The organism is Alteromonas sp. C1M14, assembly GCF_018860965.1.
In the GTDB taxonomy this organism is placed as follows: Bacteria; Pseudomonadota; Gammaproteobacteria; order Enterobacterales; family Alteromonadaceae; genus Alteromonas.
The window spans coordinates 180,167-199,606 of sequence record NZ_JAHKQF010000011.1 but is presented as its reverse complement, the minus strand read 5'-3'; the positions used below and the strand labels follow the sequence as shown (position 1 = coordinate 199,606).

Sequence of the window (19,440 nt, the reverse complement as noted above, 5' to 3'; positions counted from 1 at the left end):
CCTAACGTCCGTCTACGGGAGTAAATTCTCGGTCAGATTTGTGGTGAAGTAATTCGAGGAGGTCGAAAAGATGAAACTGAATAGAGGGAGACTTCCCAGAAAGCCACTTTAACCAACTGACTCCCACGTTGGTATTCATTAAGCAAAACTGAGAGTTAGTAGACAAGGGTTCTTGGATTTCCGTCTCAACCGTTGTTTGACAATTGTTGGCGGTATAAACAAGGGGAGACAGGACACAGGTGCTGAGTATACTGAAAGCAAGCGCAGCATAAAGCGGACAAGATAAACAACGTCGATAGATAATCGTGAGGGTTTTTCTTAAGCGCATCCCATGTACCACCGGTTAAAAAACCATCTCATTATAACCCGATTCACTTTTAGGACAAGGAGTACTTTAATTCACCTAATTCCAAGATAAAAACCCGAAGCACCAAGGCTTCGGGTTTTGCTTTCAACGTTATACAAATTTTTGGGATCGTATTTACTTACAGTTCGAAATCCATGCCGTAAGCCACGACAAACTTCACCGAATCGTTATCGTATGCATCCGCACCCGAGTCGTCTAAGTCAGTGCCTGTAATGGCAAAACTGAAGCCATCTTTTGCAATTGAAACTGCCCAATCGGCATAGCCATCGGGTACGCCATTGAAGGCTTCTGCGAAATCACCTTGATGGTAACCCACGTGCAAACCCAATTCGGCACCACTCGCCACCGGCATTGCGTAATCTAAAGAAACATAAGAGGCCTGACCAAAACCGAAGTCCTGCCCTTCCCCTTCATCGGCTTCTGTATTTGCTAGCAAGTAAAGTGAAACACTGAATGCGCCGTACCCTACCGTACCGTAAATTTCACCAAAATCGAATTCTGCGACAGAGTCATAGTTGTAGTACAGGTACCCTACGTCATAGGTGAAATCCCCGGATTCTCCGGAAAAACCAAAGTACAAATCATGCTCGTAGGAATACACATCATCTGCACCATAGTTGACATTCGACGCCCAAGTACCGGCATAAAAGCCGCTTTCGTGAGCGTAATCGATGCCCCCTTGTACCGCAGCTTCGTTGGTAGTTTGCGTAAGACCACGCCAAATATAGTTATTGGTTACACTAACATTGGCACTCAGCTCTGCAAAAGAAGGCGCAGAAGTCAATAAGGCAGTTGACGAAACGGCTACCGCTAGCAACGTTTTTTTGATAGAAATTTTCATGTGTTCTCCGTTAAATTTAGTATTATTTTGCGCAAATTACGTATAGACGTTCATTGCGTTTTCTGTCTTATTGTTATTATGTGGTTTTACTCAGTAACGCAAAACCGATGCCCAAATGTACTAATTTGTTAAACTCCGCGATAAAGTTGTTAACCGCATGATTAAAAACATCTTTTATTGCTAATGAATAATCTCTCTAAACGTATCGATTTTGAGGCACCACTTTGGCGCGCACCAAGATGGAACGTCCTCCCAAACTTGGTGCAGCTTAGAGTCAAGACAAATCCCTTTTCACAAGGTATGATTCAGGCTGGTTTTTCAATACCGGTAAGAGGTAAACAGGTATGGCTGAATTTTTAATTGCGCCTTCAATATTGTCTGCAGATTTTGCGCGCTTAGGAGAGGACGTTGAAGCTGTGCTTAAAGGGGGGGCGGACGTCGTACACTTTGATGTAATGGACAATCATTATGTCCCTAACCTTACGTTTGGACCTATGATTTGTTCAGCCCTAAGAGAATACGGTATCACTGCCCCCATTGACGTTCATCTGATGGTATCTCCTGTAGATGATCTCATTGAACAATTTGCCAAAGCTGGGGCCAGTTACATTAGTTTTCATCCCGAGGCGAGCCAACACATCGATCGTTCTTTGCAATTGATCGCCGACAATGGCTGCCAACCTGGGTTGGTGTTTAACCCAGCAACGCCACTACACTATCTTGACCACGTAATGGACAAGCTTCACCATATACTTATTATGTCCGTCAATCCCGGCTTTCCCGGTCAGGCTTTTATCCCCTCGACCTTAGATAAACTTCGGCAGGTGAAAGAAAAAGTGCAACAAAGCGGGCGAAATATACGAATTGAAATTGACGGTGGAGTAAAAGTCGATAACATTCGTTCCATTGCAGAAGCGGGTGCAGATATGTTTGTCGCAGGTTCCGCCATTTTCAATGCCCCGAATTATCAGCATGTCATCACGCAAATGCGGGAAGAGTTGGAAAAATCCCGTAAATAAGCTTAATTTCAGCGTTTCAATCAGGTAATAAAGTAATGAGCAACAAACCTATCGTACTTAGTGGCTGTCAGCCTTCAGGTCAATTGACTATCGGAAATTACATGGGCGCATTGAAGCAGTGGGTGTCCATGCAGGATGACTATGACTGCCTATATATGTTGGTGGATCTTCACGCCATTACTGTGCGCCAAGAGCCGAAAGCCCTGCGCGAAGCCTGTCTAGACGGCTTAGCCCTTTACCTTGCCTGTGGCATCGACCCGCAAAAAAGTACCTTGTTTGTTCAATCTCATGTGCCCGAGCATACTCAGTTAGCCTGGATCTTAAATTGCTATACCCAAATGGGTGAGCTCAATCGGATGACACAATTTAAAGATAAATCGGCAAAGAATGTCAGCAATATTAATGCAGGTTTACTGACTTATCCGGCATTGATGGCAGCTGATATCTTACTGTATCAGGCCAATCAGGTACCGGTGGGCGACGATCAAAAACAGCATTTAGAATTGGCCCGTGACGTTGCCACCCGAATGAACAACATTTATGGCAACGTGTTTACCATCCCTGAACCTTATATTCCTGAATTCGGTGCTCGCATCATGAGCCTTCAGGAACCGGGTAAGAAGATGTCAAAGTCTGACGATAACGTGAATAACTTTATCGGCCTACTGGAAGATCCTAAAAAAATAGCCAAAAAAATAAAGCGGGCCGTGACCGATTCTGACGACCAAGCACGTATTTATTTTAATCCTCAGGAAAAACCCGGCGTATCCAATCTACTCACGCTGCTTTCGTTAGCCACGGGCAAGAAAGTGGATGACTTAGTGGGTGATTACGAAGATAAAATGTATGGCCACCTTAAAGGTGATGTAGCCGATGCCGTGGTGGCTTTGCTTACGCCAGTACAAGAGCGATTCCGGGCTATCCGAGAAGATCGAAGCTACCTTGATCAAGTCATGAAACAAGGTGCCCAAAAAGCTTCGGCCAAAGCCGCCGTCACGTTAGCAAACGTCTATGACACATTAGGCTTTATTCCCCGCCCCCGTTAATTGGCGCAAGCAGACAAGGGCTCAGTCGTTGCTATTATTAATCGATAACTTCGATTCATTCACCCATAATCTCGCCCGGTACTTTACAGAGCTGGGCCAGACGGTGCAGGTGGTGCGCAATGATGCCATCACCTTGGCGGAGATTGCCCAGATGTCACCCAGCATGCTGGTGTTTTCACCGGGCCCCTGTACCCCCAACGAAGCCGGCATTACCTTGGCGGCAATCAAAAGGTTTGCCGGCAACATTCCTCTATTCGGGGTTTGCTTAGGCCATCAATCCATTGGCCAGGCTTTCGGCGCAAAAGTGGTACAAGCTAATGATATTAAACATGGCAAAACCTCGCTGCTGACTCATCAAAGTACGGGGCTTTTTCGCCATCTACCCAGTCGTTATCACGTCACCCGCTACCATTCGCTGGTTATCGCGCCAGATTCCCTCCCCGATACGTTTACCGTGGATGCATGGTGTGACGCATCCTCAGGACAGCGGGAAATTATGGCCGTGAGCCACCGCGCTTTACCCATATGGGGCGTACAGTTTCATCCCGAATCGCTATTAACAGAACATGGTCACGACTTGCTAAGCGCGTTTATCTGCCAAGCAGAGCAATTTAATCAGCAATTAGCGGCAACAAAAGCTCAAAAAATTCTGCCTACCGGCCGATAACCAAGTTATATTATTTAAATGAATGAGCCTCAACGTTGTTTTATTCCGTATCTGAAGCCCTTTGCACCGGGCCAATTAACCGCCGGAGCCCCACTCTCGTGAAAGCAGCAAAACCCTCATTGCCGCCTGTAGAAGAGCGATTCGATAATCTGCTTATTACTCCTGCACGGGTTTCGCAGATGATGGGCAGACGTAGCCCTGGGGAAGTGAGTTTTGCTGAATCGGAACAAAATAACGCGCGACGACGGTTACTTCAGGTAGAAAAAGTCGCCATCAAAAATAAGCAGATTAAAGCAGACACTGACGCGTCTTATTTAGATCGTGTCAATGCGGCGCTACATCAACGTGTATTCAACCTTATACAAAGTCATTTTACTCAGCCTGATACGTTAGCAAAAGAGGTATTAGGTCTCGATGAGAACGTTGCGTCATTGCTGGATATTTTGTCAGTGAAATCCACTGCAATTTCGCGCATTGAACCTCATGCTGGCGCACTACCTTGGTTGTTTGACGAATTGCTGACGGTGGTGAATTCCCCTAAGTTCCGACGTCGAGATGCCCGGGGCAAAATCATTTTGGTGGAATCGTTGCGCACTGCGTTAAGCTTTTTGGGTATTGATAACCTCAGGCTGTTGTTGCCCAGCATGATTTTGCGCAAGGCCTTGCCTAAAATTACTGACCCCTTTCCCGACATTAAAAACCAACTCATGCAATATGCCCAGGGTACGGCGTTAACGCTGCGAGCCATCGCCCCTCAATACAATGTGAAAGCCCATGAAGCATTTGCCTTAGGTATTTTTTCACAATTGGGCCGATGCGCGATTATTCGGCTTTACTTTAAGTATTTCGAGCAGGTGCAGTTGGATTTATTACGGGAAGCTGAAGACGATAGAGACACGGCTCTGCACGCCGCACTGACAAAATTACCGGCCTCAGCAAACTACCTGATTGCCATTCAAAATATGTATGCAGATAACTTAAATGCAGATATCGTAGCCCATATGCATTTTAAGCATTTAGAACTCGCTCCTACCTATTCAGCCAGTGCGGTATCGACAAACAGCAACGAAAGCCTGCCGGGCCTATTATCTAGCGCACAAAAATACACCGCAGTAAGGATGCTTCACCAAAGTAAATTTATAGAAAAGCAGGAAATTCCCTCGGTATTAGCAAGCAGTGGCCTCACTCGCCCGCAACGAGATATCTTAAAGAAAATCGATATTTTTCAGCTTCCCCTGACCGAAAATACCAAGGCAGATTAATTTTTTTATGGATATTCATTCAAGGTGATGAATATCCATCGTTTTTTGTCCTTATAGCCATAACCTTCCCCTCTTTACTTATCAACAAATAGAATAGCGATTGGGCTTGTATCTAAATAGTTATTCACTTTTCTTGCAAAACAAGCCAAAGACCGCGAGAAACAAGGCCTCCAGCCAATTAGCTATGGTTACAAATTGCCACGAGAAATGGCATACTAGTAGGCTAACTTGTCCTATTCGCATCCACTAACTACATGCAAGAAGCCTACTGGATGCCTGATAACAGAGGTAAATAGAATGAAAGTAACTCGCGCTACCTTCGATGAAGTCATGGTACCAAACTATAATCCAGCGAACATGGTGCCTGTCCGTGGTGAAGGTTCTCGCGTCTGGGATCAGAACGGCGACGAATATATTGATTTTGCAGGCGGTATTGCGGTGAACGTACTGGGTCATTGCCACCCAGCCCTTGTGGGTGCGCTAACAGAACAAGGCAACAAATTATGGCATTTAAGTAACGTTTTCACCAACGAGCCCGCTTTACGTTTGGCGAAAAAGCTTACCGACGCCACTTTTGCAGAGCGCGTCTATTTTGCTAACTCAGGGGCTGAATCTAACGAAGCGGCGCTTAAATTAGCGCGCCGTTACGTGCTAGAACAATTTGGCGAGAATAAAAACGAAATCATTGCCTTTAATAAGGGCTTCCACGGACGTACATTCTTCACCGTCACCGTAGGTGGCCAAGCGGCTTATTCTGATGGCTTTGGCCCTAAACCAGGAGCCGTGCTTCATTGTGACTACAATGATCTGGAAGCATTTGAAAAGCTGATCAGCGAAAAAACCTGTGCGGTTATGATGGAGCCTTTACAAGGTGAAGGCGGTATTATTTCGCCAGATCCTGATTTTATCAAAGGCGTGCGTGCGTTATGTGATAAGCACAATGCCCTGCTGATCTTTGATGAGGTGCAATCTGGTGTCGGCCGTACCGGCCATCTTTATGCCTACATGGGGCTTGATGTGGTTCCTGATATTTTAACCACGGCCAAAGCCTTAGGGGGCGGTTTTCCCATTGGTGCTATGTTAACCACGGCAGCTATCGCCGCCCACCTAAAACCTGGTACTCACGGCAGCACCTATGGCGGAAACCCGCTGGCATGTGCAGTGGCTGAAGCCGCTTTAGATGTGGTTAACACCCCAGAAGTACTGAATGGTGTCACCGAAAAAGAAGCCTTATTCCGCGCCCTACTTGACGATATTAACGATAAATATCAAGTCTTTGAAGAAGTCAGAGGCAAGGGGTTGTTACTTGGTGCTGCGTTAAATAAAAAGTACGAAGGCCGGGCCCGTGATTTTCTTGTTGCAGCCACTAACGAAAAACTTATGTGTTTAGTCGCGGGGGCTAACGTGGTGCGTTTTGCGCCATCTCTGATTGTCACAGAAAACGATATCCGCGATGGCATGGCTCGCTTCGAACGTGCCGTTGCGCACGTCGTTAGCGCCTAACTCCAGATTAAAAAGCGAGCGACTATGTATATTATTCGCCCCATCTCAGCACAGGATTACTCGGCACTGCATCAGGTCGCCGTGGAATCCGGTGTGGGATTTACCTCTTTACCGGTAAACGAAACCTTATTAAGAAACAAGATCTCGCGGGCTGAAGCTGCGTTTTCTTCCACGGTGAACGCGCCGGGCAATCAGTCTTATCTTTTCGTACTGGAAGATACCACCACCAATACGGTAGTGGGAACCACCGGTATCGAAGCCGCTGTGGGCCTAGATGATGCGTTCTACCATTATCACGTAGGTAAAGTGGTGCATGCTTCCCGTGAACTTAATATCCACAACACCGTAGATATTTTATCGGTATGTAATGACTACACCGGTGTTACTGAAATATGCACGCTGTTTCTGCGGGAGCAGGCCCGTGGCGGCATCAACGGGCGTTTTTTATCAAAAATACGTTTTCTATTTATGATGGAACACCGCGAGCGCTTTTCAGAAACCATCATTGCAGAAATGCGTGGTGTCAATGACGAACAAGGGCGTTCACCATTTTGGGCTTGGCTGGAAGAGCATTTCTTTTCGCTGGATTTCCCCACCGCCGATTACCTTACCGGCATCGGGAATAAGCGTTTCATTGCTGAATTAATGCCCAAATACCCGATATATGTCAATTTGTTAAGCAAAGAAGCTCAAGCAGTAATTGGTAAAGTGCATGACAAAACGCGCCCTGCCCTGCAACTGTTGCAAGAGGAAGGATTCGGTTATCGCGGGTATGTTGATATTTTTGATGCCGGGCCCACCGTAGAAGCTAACCTTAGTCATATCCGAACTGCACAGGCCAGCCGAAAACTGCCGGTAGTAATTGACGACCAAACGGCCGCTCAAGGCGGCCAAACCTGCTACATCATTAACACGTCAGTCAAAGATTTTCGCGCCGTTGCCACAGATTTGGCGGTAAGCGAAACCAACAATGTAGCAGTAATATCCAGACAAGCCGCCAAGGCGCTTAATATAAATGATGGTGATATGGTGCGTTTCGCGCCCATCCACTATCGAGACTAACGACAGGTACCATACATGCAAACGACACTCTTCATTAATGGTGAGTGGATCGCGGGACAAGGACACACTATTGAATCCGTCGATCCGGCAAAAAACCAGGTCATTTGGGAAGGCCAATCTGCCACCCCAGAGCAAGTAGACTTAGCGATCAAAGCGGCACGGCAAAGTGCTCCGCTTTGGGCATCTCAATCCGTTGAGCAGCGACTAGCCATTATCAAGGCTTATGGTGAACTACTCGGGCAAAACAAAGCGGCCTTAAGCAAGCTTATTGCGAAGGAAACGGGCAAGCCGGAGTGGGAAACCGCCACCGAAGTGGGCGCCATGATAGGAAAGATTGGTATTTCAGAAAAAGCCTATCAGGAGCGAACCGGTACAGTAGAAAACCCCATGCCGGTAGGCCAGGCATTTATTCGCCACAAGCCCCATGGTGTGGTTGCCGTATTTGGCCCGTATAACTTTCCCGGTCATTTACCCAACGGACATATTGTGCCGGCCTTGTTAGCAGGAAACACCATAGTCTTTAAGCCTAGCGATCTGACTCCTGCAGTGGCGGCCTTTATGGTGGACTTATGGGCTCAAGCAGGTTTACCGGCCGGCGTACTAAACCTCGTTCAAGGGGAAGTCGACACCGGTAAAGCATTAGCCTCTCACCATGATATTGACGGTTTGTTTTTCACTGGCAGTTCCCGTACAGGTAAGATCCTTCACGAGCAATTTGCCGGTCATCCGGGCAAAATACTGGCCTTAGAAATGGGGGGCAATAATCCTCTCATAGTAAAAGATGCGCCGGACACTGATGCCGTTGTTCATGACATCGTGCAATCGGCGTTTGTTACCTCAGGCCAGCGCTGCACCTGTGCACGACGCTTATTTTTGCCTTCTGGCAATGACGGAGACAAAGTTCTAGCACGCCTTATTGCAGTGACAAAACAGATTAAAGTCGGCAATTACGACGATGCAGACCAGCCTTTCATGGGGGCAATGATTTCATCCTCTGCGGCTAAAATGATGGCAGATGCACAACGGCAATTAGAAAGCTTAGGCGCCCATGTTCTTGTACGTCTGACCCAACCTGACACGACTAAGGGCTTTGCCACACCAGGCATTATTGATGTTACCGAGATACTTCCTTCACTGCCAGATGAAGAACATTTCGGTCCCTTGTTGAAAGTGATTCGTTATGATGATTTCGACAGTGCCATTTGTGAGGCGAACAATACCCGTTATGGTCTTTCTGCTGGGTTTATTGGCGACAAAGAAGATGACTACCGTTACTTCTTCGACCGTATTCGGGCCGGTATTGTTAACTGGAACCGTCCCATTACCGGAGCAAGCAGTGCGGCGCCCTTTGGTGGGGTAGGCGAAAGCGGCAACCATAGAGCCAGCGCCTATTATGCGGCAGACTACTGTGCGTACCCTGTGGCTTCGGTGGAGCTGGATAAAGTGACACTGCCTGGTGCGTTAAGCCCCGGTTTAACCTTGTAGTTTCAAGGAGTATTGTTGTTATGCATACGAACATAGATACCTTGTTTGCCCATCTGTGGGACAAATATGTTGCTATCACACCGTCAGCCCATAAGATTCATTCCCTGCTAGCCGGAGAAGAAGGTCGTGAGCAAATCGTCAACGACCATGTGGCGTTTAGAACCTTTAATTTGGGCAAAACCAACTTAGAGAAACTGGCAGCCCATTTTCTTGCCTTAGGTTATGAGGCCAAAGGGGACTATAACTTTGAAGCCAAAAAGCTGACCGCTCAACATTTCGAACATCCTGATGACACCAAACCCAAGGTATTTATCAGTGAGTTGCGGGTTGAGGAGTTATCGCAAACTGCCCAGGATATTATTGTCGGTTTAGTTAACTCAATGAATGCTCATGCCGTGGACAGTGACGATTTTCTTTATTCTGGTCGCCATTGGGCGTTAACCAAAGAAGACTACGATACCCTTTTGAATGAATCTGAATATGCTGCTTGGCTAGCTGCTTGGGGGTTTCAGGCTAATCATTTTACCGTTAGCGTGAATTATTTAGCTCAGTACCAATCTCTCGCCCAGGTGAATGCCTTGCTAAAAAGTGCCGGCTTTGTGCTAAATACATCCGGCGGAGAAATCAAAGGTGGTGAAGACGTTTTCTTAGCTCAGTCATCGACCATGGCCGATAAGGCGGTAGTCACCATGGGCAGTGAGCAGGTGGAGATCCCTTCATGTTTCTACGAGTTTGCTCAGCGCTATACCATGCCCAATGGTCGTCGCTATCAAGGCTTTGTTGCGGCATCAGCGGATAAAATTTTCGAAAGCACTAATGCCAAATAATGCAAAAACGTGGGTTGGGCATCACCAAGTAGCCACAACCCACCCTTCGCTATCCATATTCACTAAATAATCCCGCGTAACGGCAACCTTGCCATAAACTGCCCAAAGGGCGCAGGTTTATCAAAATAAAACCCCTGCAGTAAATCCACTCGGGCTTCTCGCAATACCGGCAGATATTCTGACAACTCGACCCCTTCTACCACCGTATGCATTTTCAACCGTCGTAACATGGCAATAATCCCTTGAAACAACGCCAAGGCTTTTTCGTCGCGGTGAATATCTTTTAGTAAGCTACGATCCAATTTAATCGTAGAAAAAGAAAACATGCACAAATAACTGAGCGCCGAAAAACCACTTCCAAAATCATCTAAGGCTAAGGCGAATCCATACCGGCGTAGCGTGTTCAAAGCTGCAATTGCTTGCTCTTCATTTTGCATGAAAATAGATTCTGTCAGTTCAATTTCGATATTTTTCGCCGCCACATTATGTTCGCGACAAATGGCCACAGCCTGACTAGGAAAACCAGGATCAAGTAACTGATTTGCGCTGATATTGACGGCCAATTGTACGGGCTCCCGCTCTTCATCCATCACTTTTATGTACTCGCATGCTCGATGCAATGCTTGCAGTCCAATGGAGAAGTCGAGCCTATGGGTTTCAGCCAAGGGAATAAACACACCCGGCGATATATTCCCGTGTAATGCAGAATGCCAGCGGCATAAAAGCTCACCGCATTTTAGCGTACCGTGTATGTCATATTTACCTTGGATGAAAAAGTCCAATTGATCATGCTCGATGGTTTTTCGCAAGTCCGCCAATAAGCTGACCTGAGCTTTCATGCTCTCCCATAAACCTTGCTCGTAAATATTCACACAGCCCTTGCCGTGGATCTTAGCCTGATACATTGCTGCATCAGCATTTTGTATTAACCTTTCCACTGATTGCCCGTGGCATGGAAAAGAAGCAATACCAATACTTGCTGACAGTCGCAGCTCTGTACTTTGAGATTCTATTTTTAAGTTTTCAATGCCCTCGATTACCGACAATCCAATTTTCTCTGCGCGTTTGACGTCGCAGCTTGGTAGCACAATGACAAATTCATCGCCCCCCCATCGGGTAACAATTTTGTCGATAACTGGCACCTGCTCCATGATTTTCGCCACCCGGCGTAAACATAGATCGCCAAGCTCGTGACCCGCCCCATCATTGATTTGTTTAAAGCCATCTAAATCTATGAACATCAGTGAGAACTTCTGTTCGCCACTAAGGTACTTGTCCAATACATCATTAAGACCTGTGCGGTTAAATAATCCGGTGAGTTCATCGTGCATTGCCAGTTGCCGTAATAGGCTTTCGCTCATTTTGCGGTCAGAAATGTCTCTTAAGGTGGCAATAATGTAGGGCTTGTTCTGGTATCGATTTTCAAATTTAGCTAATGCTACATCGACAGGTAGCTTGCGCCCTCCAGCCAATGTGAGGTTAGTTTCAAAGCGCACTTCTTTATCTTGCAATTGCGTTAATTTATCGCTTGATTCATCTAATACATCAAACAGGGCCCAGCCAAAACAGGTCGTTTTATCTTTTAAACTTAACAAGCGCTGACCCGCGTTATTACACTCGGTTATTTTTAAGTCGTTAGATAACACCAACATGGGCTCTTTAGAACTGGCAAACGCCGATGCCATAAGGTGAAACGACTGCTCAGCTTCCCGTTCGTGGGTAATGTCCCGAATGGTTCCTACAATACGGATGGCGGAACCGTTGCCATCTCTTTCTAATACACGCCCCCGCAACCGCATCCACAGAAACTGACCTTTGATGCGATAGCGAAAGGACAGTTCTAACCTGTCTTGATCGCAATGCAACACCAGCGCCCATTGAAACTCGAGATTGGAGATATCTTCCTCGTGCACATGACGAAGTAAGCTGAAGGTGTTACTGCTCCAATGGAATTCTTTGATGGATTTATAAGAAAAGGCGCGGATAGCAAACTGATCGTCTTTCGCATTCCATTCCCAAAAAGACTCCTGGGCCGCCCATAATGCCAGCTTCAACCGACTTTCGGTCTGTTTACTGTCTTGAAGCGCATCGTACAGTTCATTGCTTTTTTCAGACAATAGGGTTTCAGCCTGCTTGCGGGCTTTTTTCTCCCGAGACAAACGACGCTTTAAAAAATCCACGTCATCTCGGCTATTCTTTTCTGACACGTTACTGTTCCACTCTAATACTAAATTCGTATGTATGAGGTTGATCAAGCTTAATAAGCTGTCGAGAAATACGCTGGCCAAAATGCGCAGCGGCGCCATCCATCAATCCTTCGGCTAGAGAGTATAGATCCCGCGAGGAGTAGTAGCGCAAGCGCATACAATTATCAGTTTGAGAAATCACATTAAAGGTGGGGAGATCCGCATCGGGGTACAGTTTGCGAACCTGAACATGAATATCATTATCTAGCACAGATAACGCGTCTAGAATTCCAGTTCTGCCGGTCATAACCTGACCATGGGCAGACGCTAACTTAGTAAAAAGATACAGCCCAAAGTCGTACAATAGTGCGTCTAGGGGCTTACCGGTTTTATCCACTAAAACCGTCAGTAGTTTTTGCATATCTGAAAACGGATAATATCCAACGGCAGTATAGGCACCGTCGTTATCCAGATTAGCTTCCACAATCACTTCATCAGCAAACTCTGGAGACACTTTCTCCTCAAGCATCTCCACCAATGTTGTAAAAACAATCCCTAGCATAACCTTTCCCCGAGTAAATTTTATTCTCTCTCAGGTTGAGTTTAGTCCAAGGTTGGGTTTCGACAACTTATTAATTGGTATGAATTATTGCTCGCTAGTGTCATCCGTTTCTTGGTGTGTAGCTTCAATGGTGACAGCGTCAACCCGCTGTAATCCCCGAGGAAGTTTGTTGCCTCGCCGGCCGCGCTCACCATAATAATGGGCCAAATCCGAGGGCGATAAAGCCATACTACGTTTACCGGCATGTATTTTCACCGAGGCCCCTTCCGGCACCACCGCAATACTGGTCACAAACTCTTCACGGTTTTTTGCTCGAGCTGCTGAAATATTGATTAGCTTATTCCCTTTCCCTTTTGAAAGGCTTGGCAAATCTCGTAACGGAAACAGCAACATACGCCCTTCGTTGCTAATAGAGAGACACCAGTCAGATTCAATATCATTCACCGGTTGTGGTGTTATCACCTTCGCGGCAGAAGGTAAGGTTAAAAACGCTTTCCCCGCTTTGTTCTTACTTATCATGTCAGAAAACTTGCCTACGAATCCGTAACCGGCATCAGATGCCACCAGATAGCGCTGGTTTTCTTCTCCCATGAGGACATCAGTTACCTGCTCACCGCCCACCACACTAAAGCGGCCGGTCAGCGGCTCGCCCTGACTACGGGCAGACGGTAAACCATGGGCATCACAAGAGAAAGTACGACCTGAAGAGTCAACAAACACCACAGGCTGATTGCTGCGCCCTTTGGCGCTGGCAAGATATCCGTCACCAGCTTTATAACTTAATGCCGTTGGGTCGACATCATGGCCTTTCGCACAACGGGCCCAGCCTTTTTCAGACACCACCACCGTCACCGGTTCGGAGGGGATAAGTTCTTTTTCAGACAACGCTTTGGCTTCAGTACGCATAACGATGGGCGAGCGTCTATCGTCGCCGTATTTTTCCGCATCGGCCAAAATTTCTTTTTTGATTAGGGTTTTTAAACGGCGATCTGAACCAAGCAGGGTTTCCAGTTTTTTACGTTCTTCCTCAAGTTCATCTTGTTCGCCACGGATCTTAATTTCTTCAAGCTTGGCAAGATGACGAAGCTTTAACTCGAGTATGGCCTCAGCTTGCTTATCAGACAACGAAAAACGTTGCATCAATTCGGCTTTCGGGCGCTCGTAAGTACGAATAATTTCAATGACTTCGTCAATATTTAAAAACGCGACCATCAAACCTTCAAGGATATGTAGGCGTGCCAGTACCTTATCCAATCGATACTGCAATCGCCGAGTCACCGTATCTTTCCGACACACCAACCATTCGGTCAGTATGGTGCGCAAATCTTTAACCTGAGGGCGACCATCAAGACCAATCATATTAAGATTGACGCGATAGCTTTTTTCCAGATCCGTGGTGGCAAAAAGATGCTGCATAAGCTGATCGTTATCCACCCGATTAGAACGTGGGGTTACCACCAGCCGTGTCGGGTTTTCGTGATCTGACTCGTCCCGCAAATCACTCACCATCGGCAGTTTTTTCGCCTGCATTTGCCCCGCTATCTGTTCTAACACTTTGGCACCGGAAGCTTGGTGCGGCAGGGCCGTTATGACAATGTCACCATTTTCTTCATGAAAAACAGCACGCATTTTTATGGAACCACGGCCGGTCTCATAAAGTTTACGTATATCTTCTCGCGGCGTAATAATTTCAGCATCAGTGGGGTAGTCAGGCCCCAACACATGTTCGGCAATGTCGTCCAAATTGGCTTTACTGTTGTCTAACAGCATGGCGCAGGCGTTGGCCACTTCTCTGACATTGTGAGGCGGAATATCGGTGGCCATTCCCACGGCAATACCGGTAACCCCATTCAATAAAATATGCGGCAACCGAGCCGGTAACACTTTGGGCTCTTGCAAAGTGCCATCAAAATTGGGCATCCAATCTACCGTGCCCTGACCTAACTCACTGAGCAATACCTCACTAAATCGTGATAAGCGGGCCTCGGTATAACGCATGGCAGCAAAGGATTTGGGATCATCTGGTGCTCCCCAGTTTCCCTGTCCGTCGACTAGCGGGTAGCGATAAGAAAAAGGTTGAGCCATCAACACCATAGCTTCATAACAAGCAGAGTCGCCATGGGGGTGGAATTTACCGAGTACATCCCCCACGGTTCTGGCAGACTTTTTATATTTCGCGGTAGCACTTAGTCCTAAATCAGACATGGCGTAAATAATACGCCGTTGAACTGGCTTCAACCCGTCTGATATATGGGGTAACGCCCTATCCATAATGACGTACATAGAGTAGTTCAGATAGGCATCTTCGGTAAATCGGCGTAGGGGAAGTTGCTCAACGCCATCTCGGTTGATGAATATTTCGTCGCTCATGCGTTATTTTCGTTTTATTTTAAGTTCACTGCTTTTCATCCATTGTGAGCCAATGCAACTGAATTCGCAATACATGAGCGCATTCCCATTTCAGATGCTGTCCACGGTAACAAATAACCACTGATTTTAGGTTGAGAATTTTGTACAAATGGCAGATGAGATGCTTTAATAGACCAATATTTTTGTTTCTAAATAAATACCTATGCCCGCAAACCTGTTGTGTCGGTTCAGTGTTATTCTCTTGTGCTTTTTATGTATTGCGCCAACTCAGGCTCAATCTACCCTACAGCTTATTAACGAGAATGTTGAATCGGATCTTTCTAATAATTTCGAAATTTACTACGAAACTGACGCAGCTAAATTAACCATTAGCGAAGTTATCAGCAGGCGCGCCGATTTTCGATGGTTTACCTCTGGTAATGCAAATCTTGGATTTCAGAATAAAGGCATGTGGTTAGTCACCCGCTTTAGTAATGCCAGTAACATCAACGACTGGGTTTTTACCATAAACTTTAGCCAACTTGATAAAGTAGATATGTATTTGGTTCAAGGTGATCAGGTACTGCAGCAGTCGCATCAAGGCAAGCTACAACCTGAACAAATCTACCGGATCCCCACCATGCGTGCCCGTCTTCCGGTAGATACGCCACTGGAACTGTATGTGAGGGTAGAAAGTGCGTCATCTAGCCTTATCGTGCCCCTATCGGTACAACCCGAACCAATCCACAGTTACAACACCCAATTAGACAGTCTGTTATGGGGGCTATTTTATGGCGGCCTATTTATCTTGGCGGTGTACAACTTTGTCTTATTCTTAGGCGCCAAAGAGCCCAGTTTACTGGCCTATGTCGGCTATGTTTTAGCGGTAATACTGTGGCAGTTTGTTTGGGGTGGGCATATTCATCTTTTATTCCCCCAAGGGGTTCAACCGTGGTTTGCCGCCCATACCGAACTTATATTTCTGTTGATCGGTATTAGTGCCGGGGTATTTACCATTACCTTCTTGGAAACCCGTGTGCATTCACCTAATGCGCACCCAGTGATCACCACGCTGTTGGTTATTCAGGGCATTATCGCCCTAGGATGCATATTTAACCTGTTGCCCCATATCTGGAAAAACAACTTGGTGTATGGCATCGGGTTGGTGGCTATTTGCAGTTATATTTATGCCGGCTTTGAAGCCTTCATGAATTACTTCAAGCCCGCTCGTTACTTTATTTTTGCTTGGAGCATGCTCGCTTTTGGGGCCTTAATTGCCATGCTAAGCTTTATCGGCTTACTGCCTTCCAACCAATTCACCACCTATTGCTTCCAAGTTTGCGTATTTTTAGAGGCGGGCCTTTTTTCCATCGCACTAATGGAAAAAAGTCGTGGCCAATTAGAAGCGGAAGTGGCGCAAGCGACCAATGATCTGCGCAACAACATGGAGTTAATCGAGGAACAAAACGCCCGCTTAGACATTGCACGAAAAGACGCCATAAACGCCAGTAATGTTAAATCGCAATTTTTGGCCAATATGAGTCATGAAATACGCACGCCGTTAAATGCAATATTAGGGTTTAGTAAAGAATTAACCCATGCTGCCTTGCCGGTAGAACAGCAAGAACAGGTGCGTATTATCAACACCGCCGCCGATAACCTGTTAGGTATCGTTAACGACGTACTCGATTTTTCCAAAATTGAAGCGGGTAAGTTGGAAATTAACAATCAACCATTTTCTCCGAATCAATTGCTTGAAGACATGGTTACCCTCATGTCTAAATCTGCGCACTCAAAACGGCTTGAATTTGTTTTTGAATTATCACCGCTACCTGAAAAGCTCATCGGTGACATGTTTCGTATCAAACAGATATTGAACAACCTACTCAGCAATGCACTGAAATTTACCCCCTCTGGCGCCATTACACTTGCAGTAAGTGGCCATTCTCTACCCCACGGTATTTATGAAATGGCCTTTCGCATTGAAGACACGGGTATTGGTATTAGTCGACAGGATAAGAAAAAACTCTTTAGTGCATTTTCTCAGGTTGATGATGCCCTAAACCGCAATTATCAGGGCACCGGGCTAGGGTTGGTGATATGTCGGGAACTGGTGCGTCTTATGCGCGGAGAGCTGGATCTTACCAGCACACCCGGGCTAGGCAGCTCATTTAACGTTACCCTACGGGCCAATCAACTCAGTCAGAAATACATTTTATCTCCCCACTCCGACTGGATAGGAAAACGGGTTGTTCTGGTGGATCCGTTGCCGGCCACCCGCCGGGCATCCGCTGCCATTCTTACTCGATTAGGGGCGAATGTCACCAGTGTGGAATCCTTGGCATTTTTAAAAACCCTACAATTTCAAGCCGATCTGCTGTTTGCCACTGTGCCTCTCACCAAGTTAGACATGCGTAATGCGTACTTAAGCGAACTGGTAAACTTCCCCGCGAAAAAACGCATACTTTGGTATTCAGGCCCAGAACCGTTTAATCAATATCCTAGCTTAACCCAGCATTTTCACGAGCAGATACGCATGCCCCTAACGGTAACTAAATTAGAAGGCATACTTCATCAGAAATCGGCTAAACGTCAAAATCCGTTGCAGGAAAAGGTAAATACCTTACCGAAAACACGTATTCTTGCTGTTGATGACATGGATATGAACCTGAAACTACTCCACGCATGGCTCGACCATTCACCGGTAAGCCTCACCACCTCCATGAGCGGCCAAGACGCGGTTAATCGCTGTCAAAGTGACGAATTTGACCTTATTTTGATGGACGTACAGATGCCGGGAATGGACGGATTACAAGCCTCACGCCTTATTCGCAAAACTGCACTGAATATGGGCACCCCCATTATTGCCGTTACCGCCCACGCGTTTAAAGAAGAGCAAGAACGGCTACTGGCGTCGGGCATGGATGATTATTTACCCAAACCCATGGAAATGGGAGAGCTTTTGGATTTAATCAAACGCTGGTGCCAACATGCAGAGCCTGCGGCTTTATCGTTGCCAACACTGGATTGGCAACTGGCAGTTAAACGTACCAATCAGCAACCGGAAACCGCCAAGATGCTGCTCAATGATTTTATTAAGCTGCTACCGGATTGTACGGCACAGTTGCAGGTATTGTGGGACGAGAAAGATTACGGAGGTCTGCAAGCTGAAGTGCACAAACTGCACGGAGCCTGTTGTTACACGGGAGCACCTAAATTACAGGCGATTGCCTCAGAATTAGAGTCGGCGCTAAAACAAGATCAACACTTTTTAGTTGATGAGCATCTTAGCGCCTTACTTAAAGAAGTGCAGGTATTACTAACTGAAGCCCAGCGCTTTTTAGAGGATATGAACTTTAAAGCGCCTTAAATAGAGTCCATATTGCGCGTCTGTCTAGCCGTTTGACATTGGCGTAGTAAAGCCACAAAAGCGCTTGGCTCACGATCGATATCTGTGCCAGAGATATAAATATCGTAGCCAAGCAATTCACGCAATTGGGTCATTCTATTGGCTAACATGGCTTTCACCCCTGTAAAGGTTTCGCCATTTTCAAGTACATAATGCTTGTCATCAAACTGGGCTTGGCTAAAACAATCCCCTGAAGCGCAATCGTTTCCCCGTTGATGTATCAACAAAGGGCGTTGCTCCATTAATAGGTGAGTTGCTAACCGAGGAGAGATCCCCGCCAAAAATGCGCCGTAGTCTTTAATTCTTATCCCCACCGCATCTAATTGGGTGTGTGAAAGTCCCTCTTGAATACGCGGGCAATCGATTCGCTGAATATTATCCCAATGTAACAACCAATTGCCTCGCCGATGGTGATAGCGAATTTCATCCGGTGAAATTTCCATACTAAAAGGCGGCTCCCGCAGCTTAAAGTAACCAATTAGCAAGGTAACAATAGACGCACTGGTGAGAAAAATTCCAGCCAAAAACAACCATTCAGGTAGCATGGTTATCCACAACGCAGAGACAACTAAGCCAACCACACCAATAACCAATGTGGTTATGCCATTCCCCTTTGAGGTGGCGCGAACAAAAATCGGATCGTTGTCAGTTCCAGACATAAAAGTACACCAAAAACATCAATAGCCCCCAAATAACGATATATCGCATGCGGCGGCATTTGGGACAGTCAGTTTGCCACCAGGACTTCTTTTGCGACGCATTACCGCGCTTAATACGGTTGTCCATGCCACTCTCTTTACTGAAATAACTTATCTATTTACAACCCATCTAATGGGTCAATAGTGTACATCACAA

15 protein-coding genes are annotated in these 19,440 nt (G+C 46.4%); 9 read left to right on the top strand and 6 right to left on the bottom strand.

The genetic code is table 11. From position 1 onward, the window contains the following. Position 1: 1 nt before the first annotated feature. Entirely contained in the window at positions 2 to 328 is a 327-nt protein-coding gene (locus KO501_RS10385) for a hypothetical protein (RefSeq protein WP_216029603.1), read from the bottom strand. Positions 329 to 485: 157 nt separating this feature from the next. Beyond that, positions 486 to 1,208, bottom strand: coding sequence for a TorF family putative porin (locus KO501_RS10380; protein ID WP_216029602.1), 723 nt, complete (start codon positions 1,206 to 1,208; stop codon positions 486 to 488). Between the two features lie 344 nt (positions 1,209 to 1,552). On the opposite strand from KO501_RS10380, the gene rpe reads away from it, so the two are divergent. From rpe to KO501_RS10340, 8 genes are all read left to right on the top strand, one after another. Further along, positions 1,553 to 2,227 (top strand): ribulose-phosphate 3-epimerase, encoded by a 675-nt coding sequence (gene rpe, locus KO501_RS10375; protein ID WP_216029601.1) that lies wholly within the window; start codon positions 1,553 to 1,555, stop codon positions 2,225 to 2,227. Positions 2,228 to 2,262: 35 nt separating this feature from the next. Then, positions 2,263 to 3,273: a tryptophan--tRNA ligase gene (trpS, locus tag KO501_RS10370; RefSeq protein WP_216029600.1), complete on the top strand. Its 1,011-nt coding sequence runs from the start codon at positions 2,263 to 2,265 to the stop codon at positions 3,271 to 3,273. 28 nt (positions 3,274 to 3,301) lie between these two features. Beyond that, a complete protein-coding gene (locus tag KO501_RS10365; RefSeq protein ID WP_216029599.1) occupies positions 3,302 to 3,940 on the top strand; it encodes an aminodeoxychorismate/anthranilate synthase component II in 639 nt (212 codons plus the stop codon). Between the two features lie 98 nt (positions 3,941 to 4,038). After that, on the top strand, positions 4,039 to 5,202 hold the full coding sequence (locus KO501_RS10360; protein ID WP_216029598.1) for an HDOD domain-containing protein: 1,164 nt from the start codon (positions 4,039 to 4,041) through the stop codon (positions 5,200 to 5,202). A gap of 297 nt (positions 5,203 to 5,499) precedes the next feature. Continuing rightward, positions 5,500 to 6,705: an aspartate aminotransferase family protein gene (locus tag KO501_RS10355; protein ID WP_216029597.1), complete on the top strand. Its 1,206-nt coding sequence runs from the start codon at positions 5,500 to 5,502 to the stop codon at positions 6,703 to 6,705. A 24-nt stretch (positions 6,706 to 6,729) separates the two neighbouring features. Then, entirely contained in the window at positions 6,730 to 7,767 is a 1,038-nt protein-coding gene (gene astA, locus KO501_RS10350) for an arginine N-succinyltransferase (protein WP_216029596.1), read from the top strand. A 15-nt stretch (positions 7,768 to 7,782) separates the two neighbouring features. Continuing rightward, positions 7,783 to 9,252: a succinylglutamate-semialdehyde dehydrogenase gene (gene astD, locus KO501_RS10345; RefSeq protein WP_216029595.1), complete on the top strand. Its 1,470-nt coding sequence runs from the start codon at positions 7,783 to 7,785 to the stop codon at positions 9,250 to 9,252. A gap of 20 nt (positions 9,253 to 9,272) precedes the next feature. Next, the gene (locus tag KO501_RS10340) at positions 9,273 to 10,079 is read left to right on the top strand and encodes a DUF1338 domain-containing protein (RefSeq protein WP_216029594.1); all 807 of its coding nucleotides are present in this window, start codon (positions 9,273 to 9,275) and stop codon (positions 10,077 to 10,079) included. 62 nt (positions 10,080 to 10,141) lie between these two features. On the opposite strand, the gene KO501_RS10335 is transcribed toward KO501_RS10340, so the two are convergent. From KO501_RS10335 to parC, 3 genes are all read right to left on the bottom strand, one after another. Then, entirely contained in the window at positions 10,142 to 12,286 is a 2,145-nt protein-coding gene (locus KO501_RS10335; RefSeq protein WP_354667822.1) for an EAL domain-containing protein, read from the bottom strand. 1 nt (position 12,287) lies between these two features. Next, a complete protein-coding gene (locus KO501_RS10330; protein WP_216029592.1) occupies positions 12,288 to 12,827 on the bottom strand; it encodes a heme NO-binding domain-containing protein in 540 nt (179 codons plus the stop codon). Between the two features lie 84 nt (positions 12,828 to 12,911). Beyond that, a complete protein-coding gene (gene parC, locus KO501_RS10325) occupies positions 12,912 to 15,197 on the bottom strand; it encodes a DNA topoisomerase IV subunit A (protein ID WP_216029591.1) in 2,286 nt (761 codons plus the stop codon). A 202-nt stretch (positions 15,198 to 15,399) separates the two neighbouring features. Here parC and KO501_RS10320 point away from each other — a divergent pair, with 202 nt between their 5' ends. Then, entirely contained in the window at positions 15,400 to 18,546 is a 3,147-nt protein-coding gene (locus tag KO501_RS10320; protein ID WP_216029590.1) for a hybrid sensor histidine kinase/response regulator, read from the top strand. Here KO501_RS10320 and KO501_RS10315 read toward each other — a convergent pair. After that, positions 18,543 to 19,244: a DUF2982 domain-containing protein gene (locus KO501_RS10315; protein ID WP_216029589.1), complete on the bottom strand. Its 702-nt coding sequence runs from the start codon at positions 19,242 to 19,244 to the stop codon at positions 18,543 to 18,545. The two genes, KO501_RS10320 and KO501_RS10315, sit on opposite strands and share 4 nt — an antisense overlap. Positions 19,245 to 19,440 lie beyond the last annotated feature (196 nt).